This is a genomic window from Mucilaginibacter sp. P5_A6 (genome assembly GCF_056400585.1).
The window spans coordinates 190776-207597 of the sequence record NZ_JBFUKZ010000006.1; the positions used below are offsets into that span (position 1 = coordinate 190776).

Annotated in this window: 12 protein-coding genes; 2 read left to right on the forward strand and 10 right to left on the reverse strand. The window is 40.9% G+C overall.

Features of this window, described 5'->3' with window-relative positions; genetic code table 11:
• Positions 1 to 19 precede the first annotated feature (19 nt).
• Entirely contained in the window at positions 20 to 3397 is a 3378-nt protein-coding gene (locus AC1DO4_RS08630; protein WP_477414835.1) for a trifunctional glycoside hydrolase family 18/polysaccharide deacetylase/glycosyltransferase family 2 protein, read from the forward strand.
• Between the two features lie 134 nt (positions 3398 to 3531).
• Here AC1DO4_RS08630 and ispF read toward each other — a convergent pair whose 3' ends face one another.
• Together ispF and porV are read right to left on the reverse strand one after the other, a co-directional pair.
• A complete protein-coding gene (gene ispF, locus AC1DO4_RS08635; RefSeq protein ID WP_477414837.1) occupies positions 3532 to 4014 on the reverse strand; it encodes a 2-C-methyl-D-erythritol 2,4-cyclodiphosphate synthase in 483 nt (160 codons plus the stop codon).
• Entirely contained in the window at positions 4014 to 5186 is a 1173-nt protein-coding gene (gene porV, locus AC1DO4_RS08640) for a type IX secretion system outer membrane channel protein PorV (protein WP_477414839.1), read from the reverse strand. The genes ispF and porV overlap by 1 nt, the downstream gene beginning before the upstream one ends.
• Before the next feature lie 240 nt (positions 5187 to 5426).
• On the opposite strand from porV, the gene AC1DO4_RS08645 reads away from it, so the two are divergent.
• Positions 5427 to 7112 carry an SUMF1/EgtB/PvdO family nonheme iron enzyme gene (locus AC1DO4_RS08645; protein ID WP_477414841.1) on the forward strand — a complete coding sequence of 562 codons (1686 nt, stop codon included), beginning with the start codon at positions 5427 to 5429 and terminating at the stop codon, positions 7110 to 7112.
• Between the two features lie 475 nt (positions 7113 to 7587).
• Here the strand turns inward: AC1DO4_RS08645 and AC1DO4_RS08650 are convergent, their stop codons facing one another.
• The 8 genes from AC1DO4_RS08650 to AC1DO4_RS08685 all read right to left on the reverse strand — a co-directional run bounded on the left by AC1DO4_RS08650 (position 7588) and on the right by AC1DO4_RS08685 (position 16776).
• On the reverse strand, positions 7588 to 8961 hold the full coding sequence (locus tag AC1DO4_RS08650) for a RagB/SusD family nutrient uptake outer membrane protein (protein ID WP_477414843.1): 1374 nt from the start codon (positions 8959 to 8961) through the stop codon (positions 7588 to 7590).
• A gap of 18 nt (positions 8962 to 8979) precedes the next feature.
• Positions 8980 to 12069 (reverse strand): SusC/RagA family TonB-linked outer membrane protein, encoded by a 3090-nt coding sequence (locus tag AC1DO4_RS08655; protein ID WP_477414845.1) that lies wholly within the window; start codon positions 12067 to 12069, stop codon positions 8980 to 8982.
• A gap of 129 nt (positions 12070 to 12198) precedes the next feature.
• On the reverse strand, positions 12199 to 12696 hold the full coding sequence (locus tag AC1DO4_RS08660) for an acyl-CoA carboxylase biotin carboxyl carrier protein subunit (RefSeq protein WP_477414847.1): 498 nt from the start codon (positions 12694 to 12696) through the stop codon (positions 12199 to 12201).
• Between the two features lie 136 nt (positions 12697 to 12832).
• On the reverse strand, positions 12833 to 13495 hold the full coding sequence (locus AC1DO4_RS08665; RefSeq protein ID WP_477414849.1) for a DUF4159 domain-containing protein: 663 nt from the start codon (positions 13493 to 13495) through the stop codon (positions 12833 to 12835).
• Positions 13492 to 14202: a 16S rRNA (uracil(1498)-N(3))-methyltransferase gene (locus AC1DO4_RS08670; RefSeq protein WP_477414851.1), complete on the reverse strand. Its 711-nt coding sequence runs from the start codon at positions 14200 to 14202 to the stop codon at positions 13492 to 13494. Before AC1DO4_RS08670 ends, AC1DO4_RS08665 begins: the two co-directional genes overlap by 4 nt.
• Positions 14203 to 14215: 13 nt before the next feature.
• Positions 14216 to 15556 carry a hemolysin family protein gene (locus AC1DO4_RS08675; RefSeq protein ID WP_477414853.1) on the reverse strand — a complete coding sequence of 447 codons (1341 nt, stop codon included), beginning with the start codon at positions 15554 to 15556 and terminating at the stop codon, positions 14216 to 14218.
• 7 nt (positions 15557 to 15563) lie between these two features.
• A complete protein-coding gene (locus AC1DO4_RS08680) occupies positions 15564 to 16109 on the reverse strand; it encodes an inorganic diphosphatase (protein WP_477414855.1) in 546 nt (181 codons plus the stop codon).
• Positions 16110 to 16128: 19 nt separating this feature from the next.
• Complete coding sequence (locus tag AC1DO4_RS08685) at positions 16129 to 16776, reverse strand: DedA family protein (protein WP_477414857.1); 648 nt, start codon at positions 16774 to 16776, stop codon at positions 16129 to 16131.
• Positions 16777 to 16822 lie beyond the last annotated feature (46 nt).

A 16822-nucleotide genomic window follows, 5' to 3' on the forward strand; every position in this document is an offset into this window, starting at 1 on the left:
CAAAAAGTAATCTCACTTAATGTCTTCAAATAAGCAAGTTTTTCAGGCAGAATCACCCGGCAGATGGAACCGCTTTAAGTGGCTTAGCCGTGTGCTGCTTGCCGTACTTATAGTTGGGATAATAGCCGTAATAGTCACTATTAAATCAACGTATTACCCCAATCTGCCAAACCTCGATCCGGCACCAAAAAAAATGTCGAAGGAGGAGCTTGAACAGATAAAAAAATCAACCAAATACAGGTCGTTTAAAATACAAAAAGGCGAAATTGAAGCCCTTGAACGTGCAAAACGGATACACCAGCACAAGCACCCCAACAATAAAGACAGGTTAAATGTTGCCTTTTACCGCCCATGGGAGCCACAGGCGTATTATTCGCTTTTGGACAATATGGCCAGGCTGGATATGGTGGTAAGTGAGGGTTTTTCTATATTGCCCGGCGTAGATACCGTTGTAACCAAAGTTGATACCGGCCTTATAAACGTAAATAAAAAGTACAACAGGCCAATTATACTCACCTTATCAAACTATGTTAACGTAAATAACCAAACAGGCGGATATGACAGTAAAGATGTTGAGCGCATTTTTAAAAGCCCCGTTTTGCGTACGGGCTTTATCAACAGTATAACAAATGCCCTTACGAAATATAAATTCAAGGGTATAAATGTTGATCTTGATGAAATTAAGGATCGCAACAGCAAAAATTATATTGCCTTTCAAAACCAGCTTTATAAAACATTAAAGGCAAAAAATTTCCTGGTTACACAAAATGTGGTGCCCGAAGATGAATCTTATGATATTTCAAGGCTGCAGCATGTTAACGATTTCCTTTTCATTATGGCTATTGATGAGCATAATGAAGTAAGCAACGCCGGCGACTTATCAAACCAGCACTGGGTTGAACAGATCCTGGATGACGTGTGCAGCAAAGTGCCCAGCGAAAAAATTATTTTAACTTTTGCAGCAGGTGCGTATGACTGGCGGGAAAGCAGTGTAGGTAAATCCATAGGCTATCAACAGGCTATCAGTACAGCCGAAGAGAACCAAAGCAAGATCTCCTTTGATTCAACTTCGGCCAACTCGCATTTTACCTATATGGATAAGGACAGCCTTGACCATACCATTTATTTTGCCGACGCCGCTACCAACTTTAACGTTATCCGCATGGCCGATGACTGGGCAACCGGTGGTGTGGCATTATGGCGGATGGGCACCGAGGACCCGAGACTATGGTCGTTCTTCCAGAAAAACCTGTCTATTGATTCGCTGCGTAAAACCGGCGTCGACTTAAAAAAGTTAACCTCTGTAGGTTTAAATAACCGTAAAAACGTAGAGTATGATGGCGACGGAGAGGTACTCGACCTGATTACAACACCCCAAACGGGAGAAATTGCGGTAAAGCTTGATACCACCAATTTTAATATAACCTATCAGCAATATAAAAAGCTGCCTACCAAATACATGATCCGTAAGTATGGTTATAAGCCCAAAAAGGTGGTTTTAACCTTTGACGACGGGCCCGATCCCGACTATACACCACGTATTTTAGATATCCTTAAGGAAGAAAAAGTTCCGGCCTCCTTCTTCGTGGTAGGTTCCATGGCCGAAAAAAACATAGCCATCCTTCGGCGCATTTATGAAGAGGGCTACGAAATTGGTAACCATACCTTTTTCCATCCCGATATTTCAACCGTCAGCCTTGATCGTGTTGTATTGGAACTTAATGCCACCCGCAAAATCATCGAATCGGTTACAGGCCGCAGCACCATACTTTTCCGTCCGCCGTTTAATGCTGATGCCGAGCCGGAAACGCTTGCCGAGGTTATACCGGTTGCCGAAAGCCGCAGGCAAAGTTATATCACCATAGGCGAATCTATCGACCCCTGGGATTGGCAGCCCGGTGTAACAGCCGATAGTATTGTTGCACGCACCATAAGGCAGGCCAATAATGGATCAATGATATTGCTGCATGATGCCGGTGGTGATACCCGTGAAGAAACCGTAAAGGCATTGCCTGCTATAATTCATTACTTTAAAACGCACGGCTACCAGTTTACTACCATTGCCGATGTGCTTGATAAAACCAAAGACGACCTGATGCCACCCATAAAGGATGACCACACAGGAATTTTTGGCCCGATGTATGATTTTACAATACATAGTTATTACTATATCAACTGGGTATTGATCTATGTGTTTCTATCGGCCATATTCCTGGCAATCGGGCGTATTGTTTTAATTGGCATACTGGCGGTAAGACAAAACATCGAAAATAAGAAAACAACAAAGTTACGGGGCGATAATATCCCTCTGCCTTCGGTAAGTATCATTGTACCGGCTTATAATGAAGAGGTTAATGCCGTTGCTACGATACAAAGCCTGTTAAAAACCGAGTATCCGGCGTTCGAGATTATTTTTGTAGATGACGGATCGCAGGATAAAACATTTGCGGTAGTAACCGCAGCTTATGAAAACAATCCGCTGGTTAAAATATTAACCAAACCAAACGGCGGTAAAGCATCGGCCTTAAATTTTGGTATTACCCATGCTAATAGCGATTTTGTGGTTTGTATTGATGCCGATACCCAGCTTAAAACCGATGCAGTTTATCACCTCATGAGCTACTTTACCGATGAGGAAATCGGCGCGGTTGCAGGCACGGTAAAAGTAGGTAACGAAACCAATATCATTACCCGCTGGCAATCTATAGAATACATTACGGCGCAAAACATGGACCGCCGCGCTTTTGATCTTATAAACAGCATAACCGTGGTGCCTGGTGCCATCGGTGCATTCCGTAAATCGGCTATTTTCCGTGCCGGGGGCTTTACTTATGATACCCTTGCCGAAGATTGCGATCTCACTATGCGTATCCTGAAACAGGGCTATATCATAAAAAATTGTGCCGAAGCTATTGCCTACACCGAAGCACCGGAAACTATCAGTATGCTATTGAAACAACGTTTCCGCTGGAGTTTTGGGGTAATCCAAAGCTTTTGGAAAAACCGGGACGCGCTGTTCAATAAAAAATATAAGTTTTTCGGGATGGTAGGGATGCCCAACATCCTCATTTTCCAGATCATATTGCCACTATTCTCGCCATTAGCCGATTTGATGATGATTTTTGCACTGTTTGGCGAAAAGCCCGAGAAGATGCTGGTGTATTATGTGGCTTTTGTTATAGTTGATTTTATTGTGGGCATCATAGCCTTCCGCATGGAAAAAGAGGATTACAGGAAACTCATCTACATTATACCGCAGCGATTCCTTTGGAGGCAACTCATGTATTACGTACTGTTCAAATCTATCAGGCGGGCATTAAAAGGCGAGCTGAGCGGATGGGGTGTATTGAAGCGCACGGGTAACGTGAAGGTGGAAGCAGAAAAAATTCAAAAGTAAAAAGGGAAACTGCGAACCCTGATTTTAAAACTCTAAAAAATGGTGTTGTTGGCGATGTTCGACAGCACCATTTTTACTTTATAAGGCAATCTCCCCTGAAGATTCATGATGAAGCATAAAATGGGGTAATCTTACTAATCCCGCTCAATCAAACAAACCGCGTAAGCCACAACGCCTTCCTCGCGGCCTATAAAGCCTAATTGCTCGTTGGTGGTAGCTTTAATGGATATATCATCCTCACTGATAGAGGCCGCTTTGGCAATATGCGTTTTCATAGCCGAGATGTGCGGATTTATCTTGGGGGCCTCCAGGCATACCATAGCATCTATGTTGCCAATGCTGAAACCTTTTTCTTTTATTAACACAACAACATGCTGCAACAGGATAAGGCTGCTGATGCCTTTCCACCGGTTATCTGTATTAGAAAAATGAAAGCCTATATCGCGCAGGTTGGCGGCGCCAAGCAGTGCATCGCAAATGGCGTGCAGCAATACATCAGCATCCGAATGACCATAGGCCCCTGCATGATGCTCCAGGTTAACTCCTCCCAAAACAAATGGATGCTGCTCTTTTAACTGGTGAACATCAAAACCAAAACCTACTTTTATTTTACCCATTACCGTTTAGATACATTTGAGGTACCGCCAAAATTTGCCGATAATGTAAAACGAAGCGTATTAGCCAGGGGGCTGTTTTGCTGGCTGGCTGCCAGGTACGAAAAATCGAACTGAAAAACATCATATTTAACACCAAAGCCAAGGGTTACATAACGCCTGTCGCTTTTATTGGGATTTTCATACAAATAGCCGGCCCTTATAGCAAATTGATTATTATACCAATATTCGGCACCCGGAGAAAGGCTGTATTCTTTCAATTCCTCTTTAAAACCTCCCGGAGCATCACCAAACGACTGGAAAATACCCGAAGGCACCGATACATCATCGTTTTTGCCACTTATTATAACACCATCTGCATCCCTTATAGGCGGGGAAGGCGTTAGCTGCTTATTTATATCAAAGGCAAGGGTTATCTGGTTACTTTCATCAAGGTTCCAGGTATTGGCAACGCCAAATTTTAAATTAGCAGGTAAAAAATATTTAGGTCCGTTATCGCTGTAACTTATCTTTGTCCCAATGTTTGATATATTGGCGCCGAAGGCAAACAGGTTGTTATCGCCGTATGGGGCTTTATAAAACATAGATACATCGGCAGCAAAAGCATTCCCTGCCCTACCGGTTTGATTTGACCCGGCAGTAGCAAATGACACGCTGGATATACTGGAATGAATATAACGGGCGGTTAAACCCAATGAAAAATTATCGCCAAACTTACGGGCATAGGAAACATCCAGCGAAAATTCATTCGGGGTATAAGTGCCCTGATCGTTAGTATTATCATCTGTTAGTTGCAACGATCCATAATTAAAATAACGCAGGGATGCCCCAAGCGTATTACGATCATCTATTTTGTGCGCATAACTAAGGTACGACAAGCTTATATCCGGAACCAAATGCCTTAACCATGGGCTATATGAAAGCGACAACGCATCATTACTTTCTATAAAAGCAAGTTTTGAAGGGTTCCAGAAACTGGCATTAACATCTGGCGATAAAGCTACACCCGCCTCGCCCATAGCACCCGACCGTGAATCGGGTGTAATGTTTAAAAAGGGCACCTCCACCCGTGATCCCCTAAAAGTACTTCCATCGGTGCTTGTTTGCCCAATAACTGCAACGGGTAATAAATAAACAATTACGAACAGAATATTGTGAAAGGTAAAAAACTTCATTGGGTGCAATTTAGCTTTAATATTTTAATTGATAAATATACGTTCTTAATTTACTTTGGATTTTTAAAGGGATGTTTTAAATTTACAATCGGCAAAAAAAACAGAATACTGTAACTAATATTACCAATATTCCGTTAAAACAACCGATAATTGTTTGATTTATTTAGAATAATGAGCTGTCTGCATTAGCATTATACCCATTTTTTTCTAAATTTACGTCATTAATATATTTGTAAAATTATGAAAATACTTTTTACTAAAACTGCTTTAGTGCTGGTGGCTGCAGGTGCATTGGTAAGCAGCTGCAGTAAACGCCCGCAATCGTCAAAAACGGGTTTAACTTATAATGACAAAAACAATGGCGGTTATGAGCGTTACAGGAAAGTTCACCCATCACCCGGCCCCGGTCTGGTTCCTATTGAGGGCGGTACTTTTGTAATGGGCGGCAGTGCAGACCAGGATGTTACTTATGACTATAACAACGTTCGCCGCCGGGTAACCGTTCCGTCGTTTTATATGGACGAGACTGAAGTATCTAACCAGGATTGGCTGGATTACCTGCACTGGATCAACATCACCTTCCCCCAGGATCATGAATTGTACTACAATGCCGTACCTGATACTTTGGTTTGGCGTAAACCACTATCATATAACGACCCATATGTAGATAACTACCTGCGCCACCCTGCCTTCCAGGATTATCCGGTTGTAGGTGTTACTTGGGATCAGGCACAGGAGTATTGCTCCTGGCGTACCGATCGTACCAACGAAAATATTTTACGCGAAACAGGCAGATTAGTTGCCTGGAAAGATCAGAACGGCAAAGGTAAAAATGCTGCCCCTGCTGCTACAACAGCATCCGGGCAACCCTTTAACACCGATATCTATTTGAACGGACAAATACAGGGCCAGGGCGTTAATGGAAAAAAAATGTTGCCAAACCTAAGCCCCAACGCGGCCGCCGGTACCGGCAAAAATAACAAACCAGTACGTCCTGTACGTATGGAGGATGGTATTTTGAAACAGGGATACCGCCTGCCATCAGAGGCCGAATGGGAATATGCTGCATTGGCCCTGGCCGGTAATACCCAATTTGAAAACATCGACGATGGCAAAATGTACCCATGGAACGGAATGGGTGTACGTTCTGCTAAAAGCAAAACACGAGGCTTAATTTTAGCCAACTTTAAACGTGGCAATGGTGATAACGCAGGTGTTGGAGGTTATCTGAATGATAAGGCCGACATTACTGCACCCGTACGCTCATACGCTCCAAATGATTTTGGGTTGTATAATATGGCCGGTAATGTTAATGAGTGGGTACAGGATACGTACCGCCAAACTTCATTTGAAGAATTTGAGGATTTTAACCCTTTCCGCGGTAACCAGTATGCTAATAAACGTTTGGCCGATCCAACAAAAGGATTATACGCAAAGGATAAATATGGCAAACCAATTAAAGATCCTGCAGTATCAAACAAAAAGCTAAAATACGCCGATCTTATAGCCTTGCAACAGGCACAGCAAAACCCTAATACAGTTAATAACGCTGCCAATCCAAATGGCGTGCCTGCTGCACCTGGTAATGCAGCACCGGCAATACAAAATTCAACAGACCCTTTATCACCCAAAAATTCGGGCAAGAAATACGATCCTGATTTCAGGGGCGAAAAAGATACAGTGAATACCGCGCTTTATGGTACTACAACACTGGTTAACAACCATTCAAAAGTGTACAAAGGTGGTTCATGGAATGACCTGGCATTCTGGCTAAACCCATCCACCCGCCGCTTTTTGGACGAGGATGAAGCAAGTGCCCAGATTGGTTTCCGTTGTGCAATGACATTGGTAGGCGCACCAGAAATTTATCCAAATGGTAAACCACATTATGGTGTTAAAAAAGCAAAGCCTTTTAAAGCTAAATAAGATCCAATTTTAAACTTAAAATACAAGGCCGTTCAGTGATGAATGGCTTTGTTTGTTTAAGGAAGAATCAGAGTTGAATACGACTGACCTGGTTCAAATAACCTTTATTTGCAAAGTATTTCGTGGCACAATTAAACTGCTTTAATAATCTACATGTGGGAGTGCCGGATTCGTACCGATTATTTAACTGTTATGTTTACCTACTTTCCGCGTGTTCAAGCTATAATGACCAAACAATAACTGATACGGATGCTGACTCTTAAATTTAAAGCAGGCAAATTAAAACTTACCGGTTCAATTTGAGTATCCCTGTAAACGTTTATTTCATATAAATTATATTGCGCTTTTAAATGAATAAATAGATAGCTATTTTCAATAATTCCTGATAGCAGGTATCGCTACTAAAAAGACACTAAAAACCCGGGAAGTTTTTACACCTCCCGGGCTTTTATCTATTTTAACAAATTAAATTCAATTAATAACCATCATTTTGTACCAGGTTTTTATTGGCATTCATTTCTAACAAAGGTATCGGGAACACCAGTTTAGACGAATTCCAATTCAATGCGCCAGCTTTTTGTTGTAAACGCTTGGCATCATGCAAAAAGAATCCTCCTTCAAAAGCCAGTTCTAATTTTCGTTCATTAAGTATTTTGGCAAGTGTTACCGTAACCAACGGATCTAAGCCAGCCCTATCTCTTATCACATTAATATCTGCAACGGGTGTGGCGCCTGTTGTTGTACTTAATCGGAAGTTTGATTCGGCGCGTATAAGGTACATCTCAGCAAGGCGTATTATTCGTACATTGCCATATAAATTATCAAATTTATCAACCCTTAACGATCCGTCAGAATCTTCATTATACACAGAAAGGCGTTCATCACCATCTTCAAAATCATCAAGGAAACTACTTTTTAAATAAATATCACCACGACCTCCGTAATCAGCAGATCCATAAAAAGTGTTGAGGTCATTTACACCTTGTTGTGAGGTTACCTGTATAGAAAATATATCTTCCGAAGTATTATCTACGTGAACAGCACTTTGATTAGGAAAAGGAAATTCATCTGCATAGTTATCAACCAAGCTATATTTACCGCTGCTTATAACTTTTGTGGCTTCGGCTGCCGCTTTTGAATACTGCCCCTGTTGCAAATACAACCTTGCCAGTATTGCAGATGCAGAATAACTGTTGGCATAAAAGCTTACACCTGTACCAAGCTTAGTTTCAGCATCTGTAAGATCGGATATTGCCTGAGCATATACCTGGGCCACCGTTGAACGGGCAGGATATGACTTGTCATTAATTTCGGCAGTAGGTGTAAGTACAATAGGCACAGCCAAATTTGTAGTTGGCGATCCATCGTTCCAGTCCTTTCCAAATAAGCGGGCCATATCAAAATACATAAGCCCGCGCAGAAACTTCGCCTGCCCTTCAACCGAATTTTTATTGGCAGCTGTTACTTTATCCAAATTAGCCAGTACGTAATTGGCCTGGTTATTTATCCTGTATGCGTTAAGCCACAACAGATTCACAAACCCATTATTAGTAGGTATTTGCTGACTAACCATCTGGGTAAGATCCTGATAGGTACCTGCCCAATCAAACACATTTTGAGTGGCCATCAAATCTGGCATTAAAAATATGTCGCCGCCATATACATATGAGTTCCCTGCACGGTTATATGCACCTATAAGCGTGCTTTGCACATCTGTTTCAGTAAGGATAGCCTGACTTCCATCTATCTGGTCATATGGCTTTAAGTCCAATTGCTTTTTACAAGCTCCCAATGTAATCAGGATACCAAAAGCTGTGATATATTTTATATGTGATCTAATTTTTTTCATCTTCATAATTATTAATAATTACAATCCTATGTTTACACCAAAAGTAATTGTACGTGGCTGTGGGGCCGAGTAAAAATCAACACCAAGGTTGATGTTACTTGCCTGGTAATCGGCATTAACCTCAGGATCCCATCCTTCATATTTAGTTATCAGAAACAGGTTGTAGGCATTAACAAATACTCTTGCCCTATCCAGTTTTATTTTTGACAGAATATCTTTAGGAATATTATACCCTAATGAAACTGTTTTACAACGCACATACGAACCACCAGACAGGTAGCGGCTTGAGGCATTGGTTCCGTTTGCGTAAAACAAACGTGGCTCTGGTACATTCGTTATGTCACCTGGTTTATTCCAGTAAGTCAGCTGATCAAGCGTTTGGTTATCAAAACCGTTACTCGCATTGGCACTCATGTATTGGCCGCCGCCATTATAAATTTTATTACCAAAAGATCCCTGGAAGGTAACTGCAAGGTCGAAACCTTTATAAGAGAAGTTGTTGGTGATGCCACCTGTGAATTTTGGCGTTGGGCTACCCAGTACAACGCTTTGGGCAGCATTGTAATCATTGGTTTTGGTACGATCGTAACTACCATTAGCATTCTTGGTATTGGTATAATACAAAGCATCGCCATTAGCAGGATCAACACCTGCATATTCGGGCCCATAAAATACACCTATTGGCTGGCCTTCAATAACCCTGTTTAAATCGTTGGTACCAATAATTAATCCGCCTACATCAGTTACTACGTTTTTATTATAAGCAATGTTAAATGCGGTCGACCATTTAAACTTTCCCACAAAGTTATCCGAAGATATGGTTACCTCATAACCCTCGTTGTACAGCTTGCCCTTATTTTGAAGCTGTGATGGAAAACCTGTAGTTTGAGGTACATTTACATCAAGTAATAGGCCTGTTGTATTTTTACGATAATAATCGAAAGTGGCACTCAAACGGTTATTAAAGAACCCTAATTCAATACCAGCGTCAAACTGCTTGGTGCTTTCCCAGGTAAGGTTAGGATTGGCTATCTGATAAGTACGTTGACCCGGCACGCCGTTATAACCCGCATCCCCATAAAACAATCCTAATGATGCATAAGGGTCTATTTCGGCATTACCTATCAAACCGTAACTGGCTTTCAATTTTAAATTACTGATGGTATTTGAGTTCTTTAAAAAGTCCTCTTGGCTAAGCACCCAACCTACTGATCCTGCCGGGAAGAAAGCATATTTATGATTTGCACTGAATCTTGATGATGCATCGGTACGGCCGCTAACCGATAAAAGATATTTGCTTTTATAAGCATAGTTGGCTCTTGCAAAATAAGAAACAAAGCTATATTCTTCCTGTTTTGAATAGCCTCCCGATTTTACAGCAGCATCGATTATTTGCTTGTAAGCATCAGATGGAAACTGTTGGCCCTGAATGTCATTCCCCTTTTTATTGGCATATTCATAACTTGTTCCAAGTGTTGCATCTAAAGTGCTGTTTTCGCCAAAGCTGTTTTTGTAAGTAAAATAATTGTTTACTGTGTAATGAACAACGGTTGTATTTGTATTTTCTCCAAATCCATTTGGTTGACTGCTATTTCTGAAAGTTAACCGGCCAGAGTAGCTATCTTCGTTTTGATTAGTTTGATCTACACCAAACTCCGATCTGAAAGCCAGGTGTTTGAGTATTTGCCAGTTTCCATAAATATTACCCAAAGTTCTGTAAACATTTGTATGGTAATATGCATTGTCAACATTTAGCAACGGATTATAATATAACGGATAGTTACTGGCCGCACCAGGTAAGCTTCCGCTTAATAAACCGCTTCGCGGATCGATTACAGGCGTTATTGGCGATAAGGCGACAATTTGCAGTGGTGTACCAAAAGAATTATCATTATCAATACGTTTATTTAATGAGTGGGTAAAATTCAGATTCATACCTACATCCAAATTTTTATATACTTTGGTATTAAGGTTTATGCGACCTGACATCCTGGTAAAATTATTACCCTTGAGTATACCCGTCTGATCAAGGTATTGGCCGGCAATATAATAAGTAGTTTTATCATTGCCGCCAGATAAATTCAGGTCGTATTGTTGTTGAGGCGCATGCTGGAAAGCTTGTTTTTCCCAGTCAACATCAGTTTTAGCATAATCAGTACTTCCGGCTCCGTAGCGAACAAACCGGCTTTCTACATATGAAGCATAGTCGTCCACAGCCTCCTGTAGCGTATCATAGAAACCGGCAGCATAATCCTGTGTTGCTGCGCCTACACCTGCACGTTTTTCCATCGCAATCCATTGCTGAGTATTTAAAAATTTACGGTGACGGGATGGGTTGCTTGTTCCGTACTGCGCAGTAAAGTTGATTTTAGCATCTCCGGCCTTTCCCTTTTTAGTTGTTATAATTATAACACCATTTCCTGCCCTGGCACCATATATAGCCGATGCCGATGCATCTTTTAACACATCAACTGATTCTATATCGTTAAAGTTGAGATCAGCAAGAGGATTTGTGCCCGCGGATGTAGTAGAAATGTCAGTGCTCGTAATCACAATACCATCAAGAACCACAAGCGGTTGTGTACCTGCCGAGATTGAAGAAGTACCACGTATACTTATTTTGATGCCCTGCCCAAGTTTACCATTATTGGCCTGTATATTAACACCGGCAGCTTTTCCTTGTATGGCTTGTTCAAATGTAGTGACAGGAGTATTCTGGATTTCCTTTGCAGAAACAGATGCAATTGAACCGGTAATTGCCTGCCGCCTTTGTGTACCATAACCTACAACCACAACTTCGCTAAGTTGCTTTGAGTCCTGCTCAAGCTGTGTGCTTAAGGTATTACCCGAAATAGATATTTCAGCAGGTTTAAAGCCTATAAATTTAAAAACCAAAACTTTTGCGGTTGCCGGAACAGAGAGGCTGTATGATCCGTTGATATCGGTTTGAGTGCCTATACCGGCAACTCCTTTTACGGTTACACTTACCCCAGGTAAGGGTGACCCATCTTTTTGATCTGTTACCTTACCTGTTATCACACGGTTTTGCCCGAAAACGAATGACATGCAGGAAAATAACAACAAAATTGTTAGTAGATTTTTCTTCATAAGGTTAAAATATTAATTAAAAAAGTAAGTTATTAACAAAAAGGCACTAAAACAATAGGAACAGTAATATATGTTTTTATTTATTAAATAGTTGCTATAAAAAACAAAGCCTCAAAAAAAGCAGCTTTTTTAAAACTCAATCAGGATCTGACCTTTTTCAACCTTATCGCCTGCTTTTATTTTTATTTTTTTGATGATCGCATCAGCCGGAGATTTGATGATGTTCTCCATCTTCATCGCTTCAAGCACAAAAAGGTTATCCCCTTTTTTTATTTCTTCGCCATCGGTTACGTAAACCTTTAGCACCATCCCCGGCATCGGCGCTTTTATTTCGCTCAACCTTGCACTGTTTAAACTACTGAGGCCCAATTTATCAAGTAAAATATCAAACTGATCTTTAGCGCTAATTATATAGGAGTTATTGTTGACCTTAATTTCAGCAGTTTTTTCGGCACTGTTAAAATATACCACATCTATATTATAGGATTGGTTGCCTTCTATAATGTGATAAATATTCCCGCCAATATGTTTTATATCAGCCTGGGTTTTGGTTTTATTTAAAAGCAGCTCGTCACTATTTCTTTCGGTTTCAAAAATATACTGGTCGTTTACTTTTAGCTGATACATCTGTGGTGTTTTTTCTGCGGATAGGTTTATGTTGCGAGGTCAGCGCTTCTTTTTTGTTACAGGCTTTGTGTATACTAAAGTTAGCAAATATTTCTGCATTGAGAAGCGTTTAATTAAAAACTTGCCAACGTAAAAACTACTGCGTAAATATGTACTGTATCATATTGGCGCCCATTTTAAGCGCTTTTAACCGACTTTCCTGGCTATCACCGGCATAAGTGCCATAATCTTCCCAGCCGTTGCCAAGGTCGCATTCATAGTCATAAAAACACACCAACCTACCTTTGTATATCAGGCCGAAACCTTGCGCACGGGTGCCATCATGCTCGTGTATTTTAGGCAAGCCATTAGGAAAGCTATATTTCTGGTGATAAATTGGATGATCAAGCGGAAGCTCTACAAACTCAAGTTCGGGGAAAACCTTTTTCATCTGGGGGCGAATAAATTTATCCAGCCCGTAATTATCGTCGATATGTAAAAAGCCACCACCGGTAAGATACTTGCGCAGGTTATGTGCTTCCTGATCGCTAAAAATCACGTTACCGTGCCCTGTCATAAAAACAAACGGGTAATTAAATATGGATGCACTGCCAACTTCTACCACCTCGTCATCGGCGTCAAAGTTAGTTTTAAGGTTTTCGTTACAAAACTTAATAAGGTTGGTTAAAGCCGTACGGTCGCCATACCAATCGCCCCCGCCCGCATATTTAAGCCGGGCTATTTTATATGATGGCGCATTAAAACTGCTCATTACTATAAATGCGGCAAAAGCTGTTACTATGTATCTTACCCTTTTCATACCCGGTTTATAAAGTTAACCTCGAAACAGGCTTCCAATGCAGCGGTTTCGGTACGCAGCCTGGCTTCACCTAAAGTTATGGGTTTAAAACCGTTTTCCAAAGCAAGTGCTATTTCGGCCGGTGAAAAATCTCCTTCGGGGCCTATCAATATCAAATACCTCCCTTTTAGATTTATCTCTTTGCGCAAATCAAGCTTTTCGCCCGGCTCACAGTGGGCAATGAATTTTTGTCCATCAAATGGCTCAACTAACAGTTGATTCAGCTTAACAGCATCATTTAAAACGGGATGGTAAGCTTTAAGAGATTGTTTAATTGCTGCGGTAATGATTTTATTGAGCCTGTCAACCTTTACTTCTTTCCGTTCAGATCGTTGGGTAACAATGAGTGTAACCTCGTCAATCCCAATTTCGGTGGCTTTTTCTAAAAACCATTCCAGCCGTTCAATATTTTTTGTAGGGGCTACCGCTATCTGCAGGTAATGATTCCGTTTATTAAAGTTTGGGGTAACCGAAGTAATATTAAGGATAGTGCGTTTAGGATGCGCATCCTGGATTTTAGCGTTATAAAAACCACCGCGACCGTCAATCAGCTGAACTTCGTCGCCTGTCTCCAACCTCAATACCCGTATGGCATGCTTGCTTTCATCTTCGCTAAGAAAATACTGCGGGTGCGAGGGTTCAATATCGGGTGTATAAAAAAGTTGCATTTTGCTAAGCAGATTAATGTAAATCTACTGCATCTTCTTCATTTATCAGTAACTCGAGCTTAACAGATTCTATATTCTGGTCTGATTTTCTTAATACGGTAATATTATAGCCATTAGATTCCTTTTGCTCCCCAACGTCGGGGATCTTACCAAATATATGGCCAAGCCAGCCCGATACGGTATCAAAGTCGCCATCCTCGGGTAGGTCATGAGGCAAATGCTCATTTACATCGTAGATGGGCGCAAGGGCGTTTACAATAAATTCCCGTTCGTTCACTTTTTCAACTATCGGCTTTTCTTCATCGTATTCATCCTGTATCTCGCCTACAAGCTCCTCCACAATATCCTCCAGGGTAACCATGCCCGCGGTGCCGCCAAATTCATCAAGCACAATAGCTATCTGGATTCGCTTTTGCTGCAACTCGGCCATCAGATCGTTAATCTTTTTGGTTTCGGGGATAAAGTAAGGTTTGCGAATAATATCCTTAAGCACAATCTCCTGGTTTCGGGCCAGTAGCGGTAAAATATCTTTGGCGTGTACTATACCGATGATCTTATCTATCACATCATCAAAAACAGGCATCCGCGAATAACCCTCATCTATGATCATATCCAGTAGCTCGAGCGTGGTTGAATTGATATCTATACCTGATATTTTGGTACGCGGAACCATGATGTTTTTAACCACCCGTTCATTAAAATCAAACACATTCTGGATCAGTTCATGCTCATTTGAGTCGAGCGCACCGGTCTCTTTACCCTGCTCAAGCAGGTATTGCAATTCTTCGGAGCTGTGATGCGCTTCGCCACCTTCTAAAGTACTTATTCCTAACAGCCTTAAAATAAAATTAGCAAAGCCGTTTAATATCCATATTAGTGGCTTAAAAAAAACAAAGAAGAACCTAAGCGGAAACGAAACTGCCAACACCGTACGTACCGACTTTTGTATAGCTATTGATTTTGGTGCAAGTTCACCAAATACTATATGTAATATAGTGATAGAAGAAAATGCCAAAACATGGCTTGTGGTTATAAAAACAGGTGTAAGCTTAATACCAACTGCTAAAAAAGCCCGCAGTACTATGTTGGTAACAACTCCCTCGCCCACAACACCTAAACCAAGAGAGGCAATGGTAATACCCAGCTGAGTAGCAGCCAGGTAACCATCTAAATTATGTAAAATACCCCTTGCAACTTTAGCTACTGCGCTTCCGCCTTTAGCCTTAATCTCTATTTGCGAACCTCTTACCCTAACCATGGCAAACTCTGCAGCTACAAAAAAGCCGTTGAGCAAAACCAGAGATATGGTAGCGATTATATAAAAGACACTTATTTCGTAATGCGCAGGGTCCATCTATTAATTATTGGTAAACAGGAAATGTAGACTTATACAATTCCAAACTTTCATTTATTACCTTATGCGCGTAACGCACCCCTAATAAATGTTCTATGGTTACATTTTTGCCTTCCAGCTTTTTGTAATCCTTGAAAAAACGAACAATTTCGGTCATGGCGTGCGGAGGAAGCTCATTCAAATCATTTATGTAATTTACCGACATATCGTTTTTGGCAACAGCAATAATCTTATCATCCTGTTCGCCATTATCAACCATGTGCATCACACCTACTACCTTTGCCTCGATGATCGACATCGGGAAAACATCAATTGAACAAAGTACCAATATATCTAATGGATCTTTATCATCGCAGTAAGTTTGTGGAATAAAGCCGTAGTTGGCCGGGTACATTACCGACGAAAATAAAACCCGATCTAATTTTAGTAAACCAGAATCCTTATCAATTTCATATTTGGCTTTGGAGCCTTTAGGGATTTCAATTATAGCGTTAACAATCTCGGGGATGTTTTCACCGGGAGAAACCTGGTGCCATGGGTGTTGTGTACTCATTGGTATTTGTTATGTATTTTTATGTGTTACTCTTTTCTTTATTCTCTGCTAACTTTTTCCGGATGTAAGCTGTAATAAGCGGAATGGTAGTAATAACTATCAGCCCCAAAACTATATACTGCATATAATCCTTTATTTGCGGAAATCTTTTCCCTAAGAAAAATCCGCCTAAAGTAAAGGTACATACCCAGGTTACACTCCCTATCAGGTTATATAAACCGAATTTTTTTATGTCAACCCTTACAACACCTGCAAATATAGGGGCAAATGTTCTAACTATCGGGAAAAATCTCCCTAAAATCAAGGCCATTCCGCCGTACTTATTATAAAAATCGCTGGCCAGTACCACATACCGCTTTTTAAAAAACAGTGAGTCGTTCTTATTAAATAGCACAGGCCCTGTTCGGTAACCAAACCAATAACCCGTAAAATTTCCTAATATGCCAGCTGCAATGAGCGATAGCACCAACGTAGATATGCCTACATCCACCTTTCCTGCCGAACACAGCAAACCCGCCATGAATAGCAGATAATCTCCTGGTAAAAAAAAACCAAAAAACAGGCCGGTTTCAGCAAAAACAACAACAAGCAGGAAATAAAAGCCTCCCCTGCTTATGATGGATTGAGCGTCCGTTAAATTTTGAAGGTAATCCCAAAAACTTTCCATTCACTATATCTGTAAAACTACAAATATTATATCAATTTGCAGTACC

Coding starts and splice junctions, on each gene's coding strand:
- AC1DO4_RS08670 (WP_477414851.1), bottom strand. CDS start 14,202: ATGCAACTTTTTTATACACCCGATATTGAACCCTCGCACCCGCAGTAT.
- AC1DO4_RS08665 (WP_477414849.1), bottom strand. CDS start 13,495: ATGAAAAGGGTAAGATACATAGTAACAGCTTTTGCCGCATTTATAGTA.
- AC1DO4_RS08675 (WP_477414853.1), bottom strand. CDS start 15,556: ATGGACCCTGCGCATTACGAAATAAGTGTCTTTTATATAATCGCTACC.
- AC1DO4_RS08685 (WP_477414857.1), bottom strand. CDS start 16,776: ATGGAAAGTTTTTGGGATTACCTTCAAAATTTAACGGACGCTCAATCC.
- AC1DO4_RS08650 (WP_477414843.1), bottom strand. CDS start 8,961: ATGAAAAAAATTAGATCACATATAAAATATATCACAGCTTTTGGTATC.
- porV (WP_477414839.1), bottom strand. CDS start 5,186: ATGAAGTTTTTTACCTTTCACAATATTCTGTTCGTAATTGTTTATTTA.
- AC1DO4_RS08680 (WP_477414855.1), bottom strand. CDS start 16,109: ATGAGTACACAACACCCATGGCACCAGGTTTCTCCCGGTGAAAACATC.
- ispF (WP_477414837.1), bottom strand. CDS start 4,014: ATGGGTAAAATAAAAGTAGGTTTTGGTTTTGATGTTCACCAGTTAAAA.
- AC1DO4_RS08630 (WP_477414835.1), top strand. CDS start 20: ATGTCTTCAAATAAGCAAGTTTTTCAGGCAGAATCACCCGGCAGATGG.
- AC1DO4_RS08660 (WP_477414847.1), bottom strand. CDS start 12,696: ATGTATCAGCTAAAAGTAAACGACCAGTATATTTTTGAAACCGAAAGA.
- AC1DO4_RS08645 (WP_477414841.1), top strand. CDS start 5,427: ATGAAAATACTTTTTACTAAAACTGCTTTAGTGCTGGTGGCTGCAGGT.
- AC1DO4_RS08655 (WP_477414845.1), bottom strand. CDS start 12,069: ATGAAGAAAAATCTACTAACAATTTTGTTGTTATTTTCCTGCATGTCA.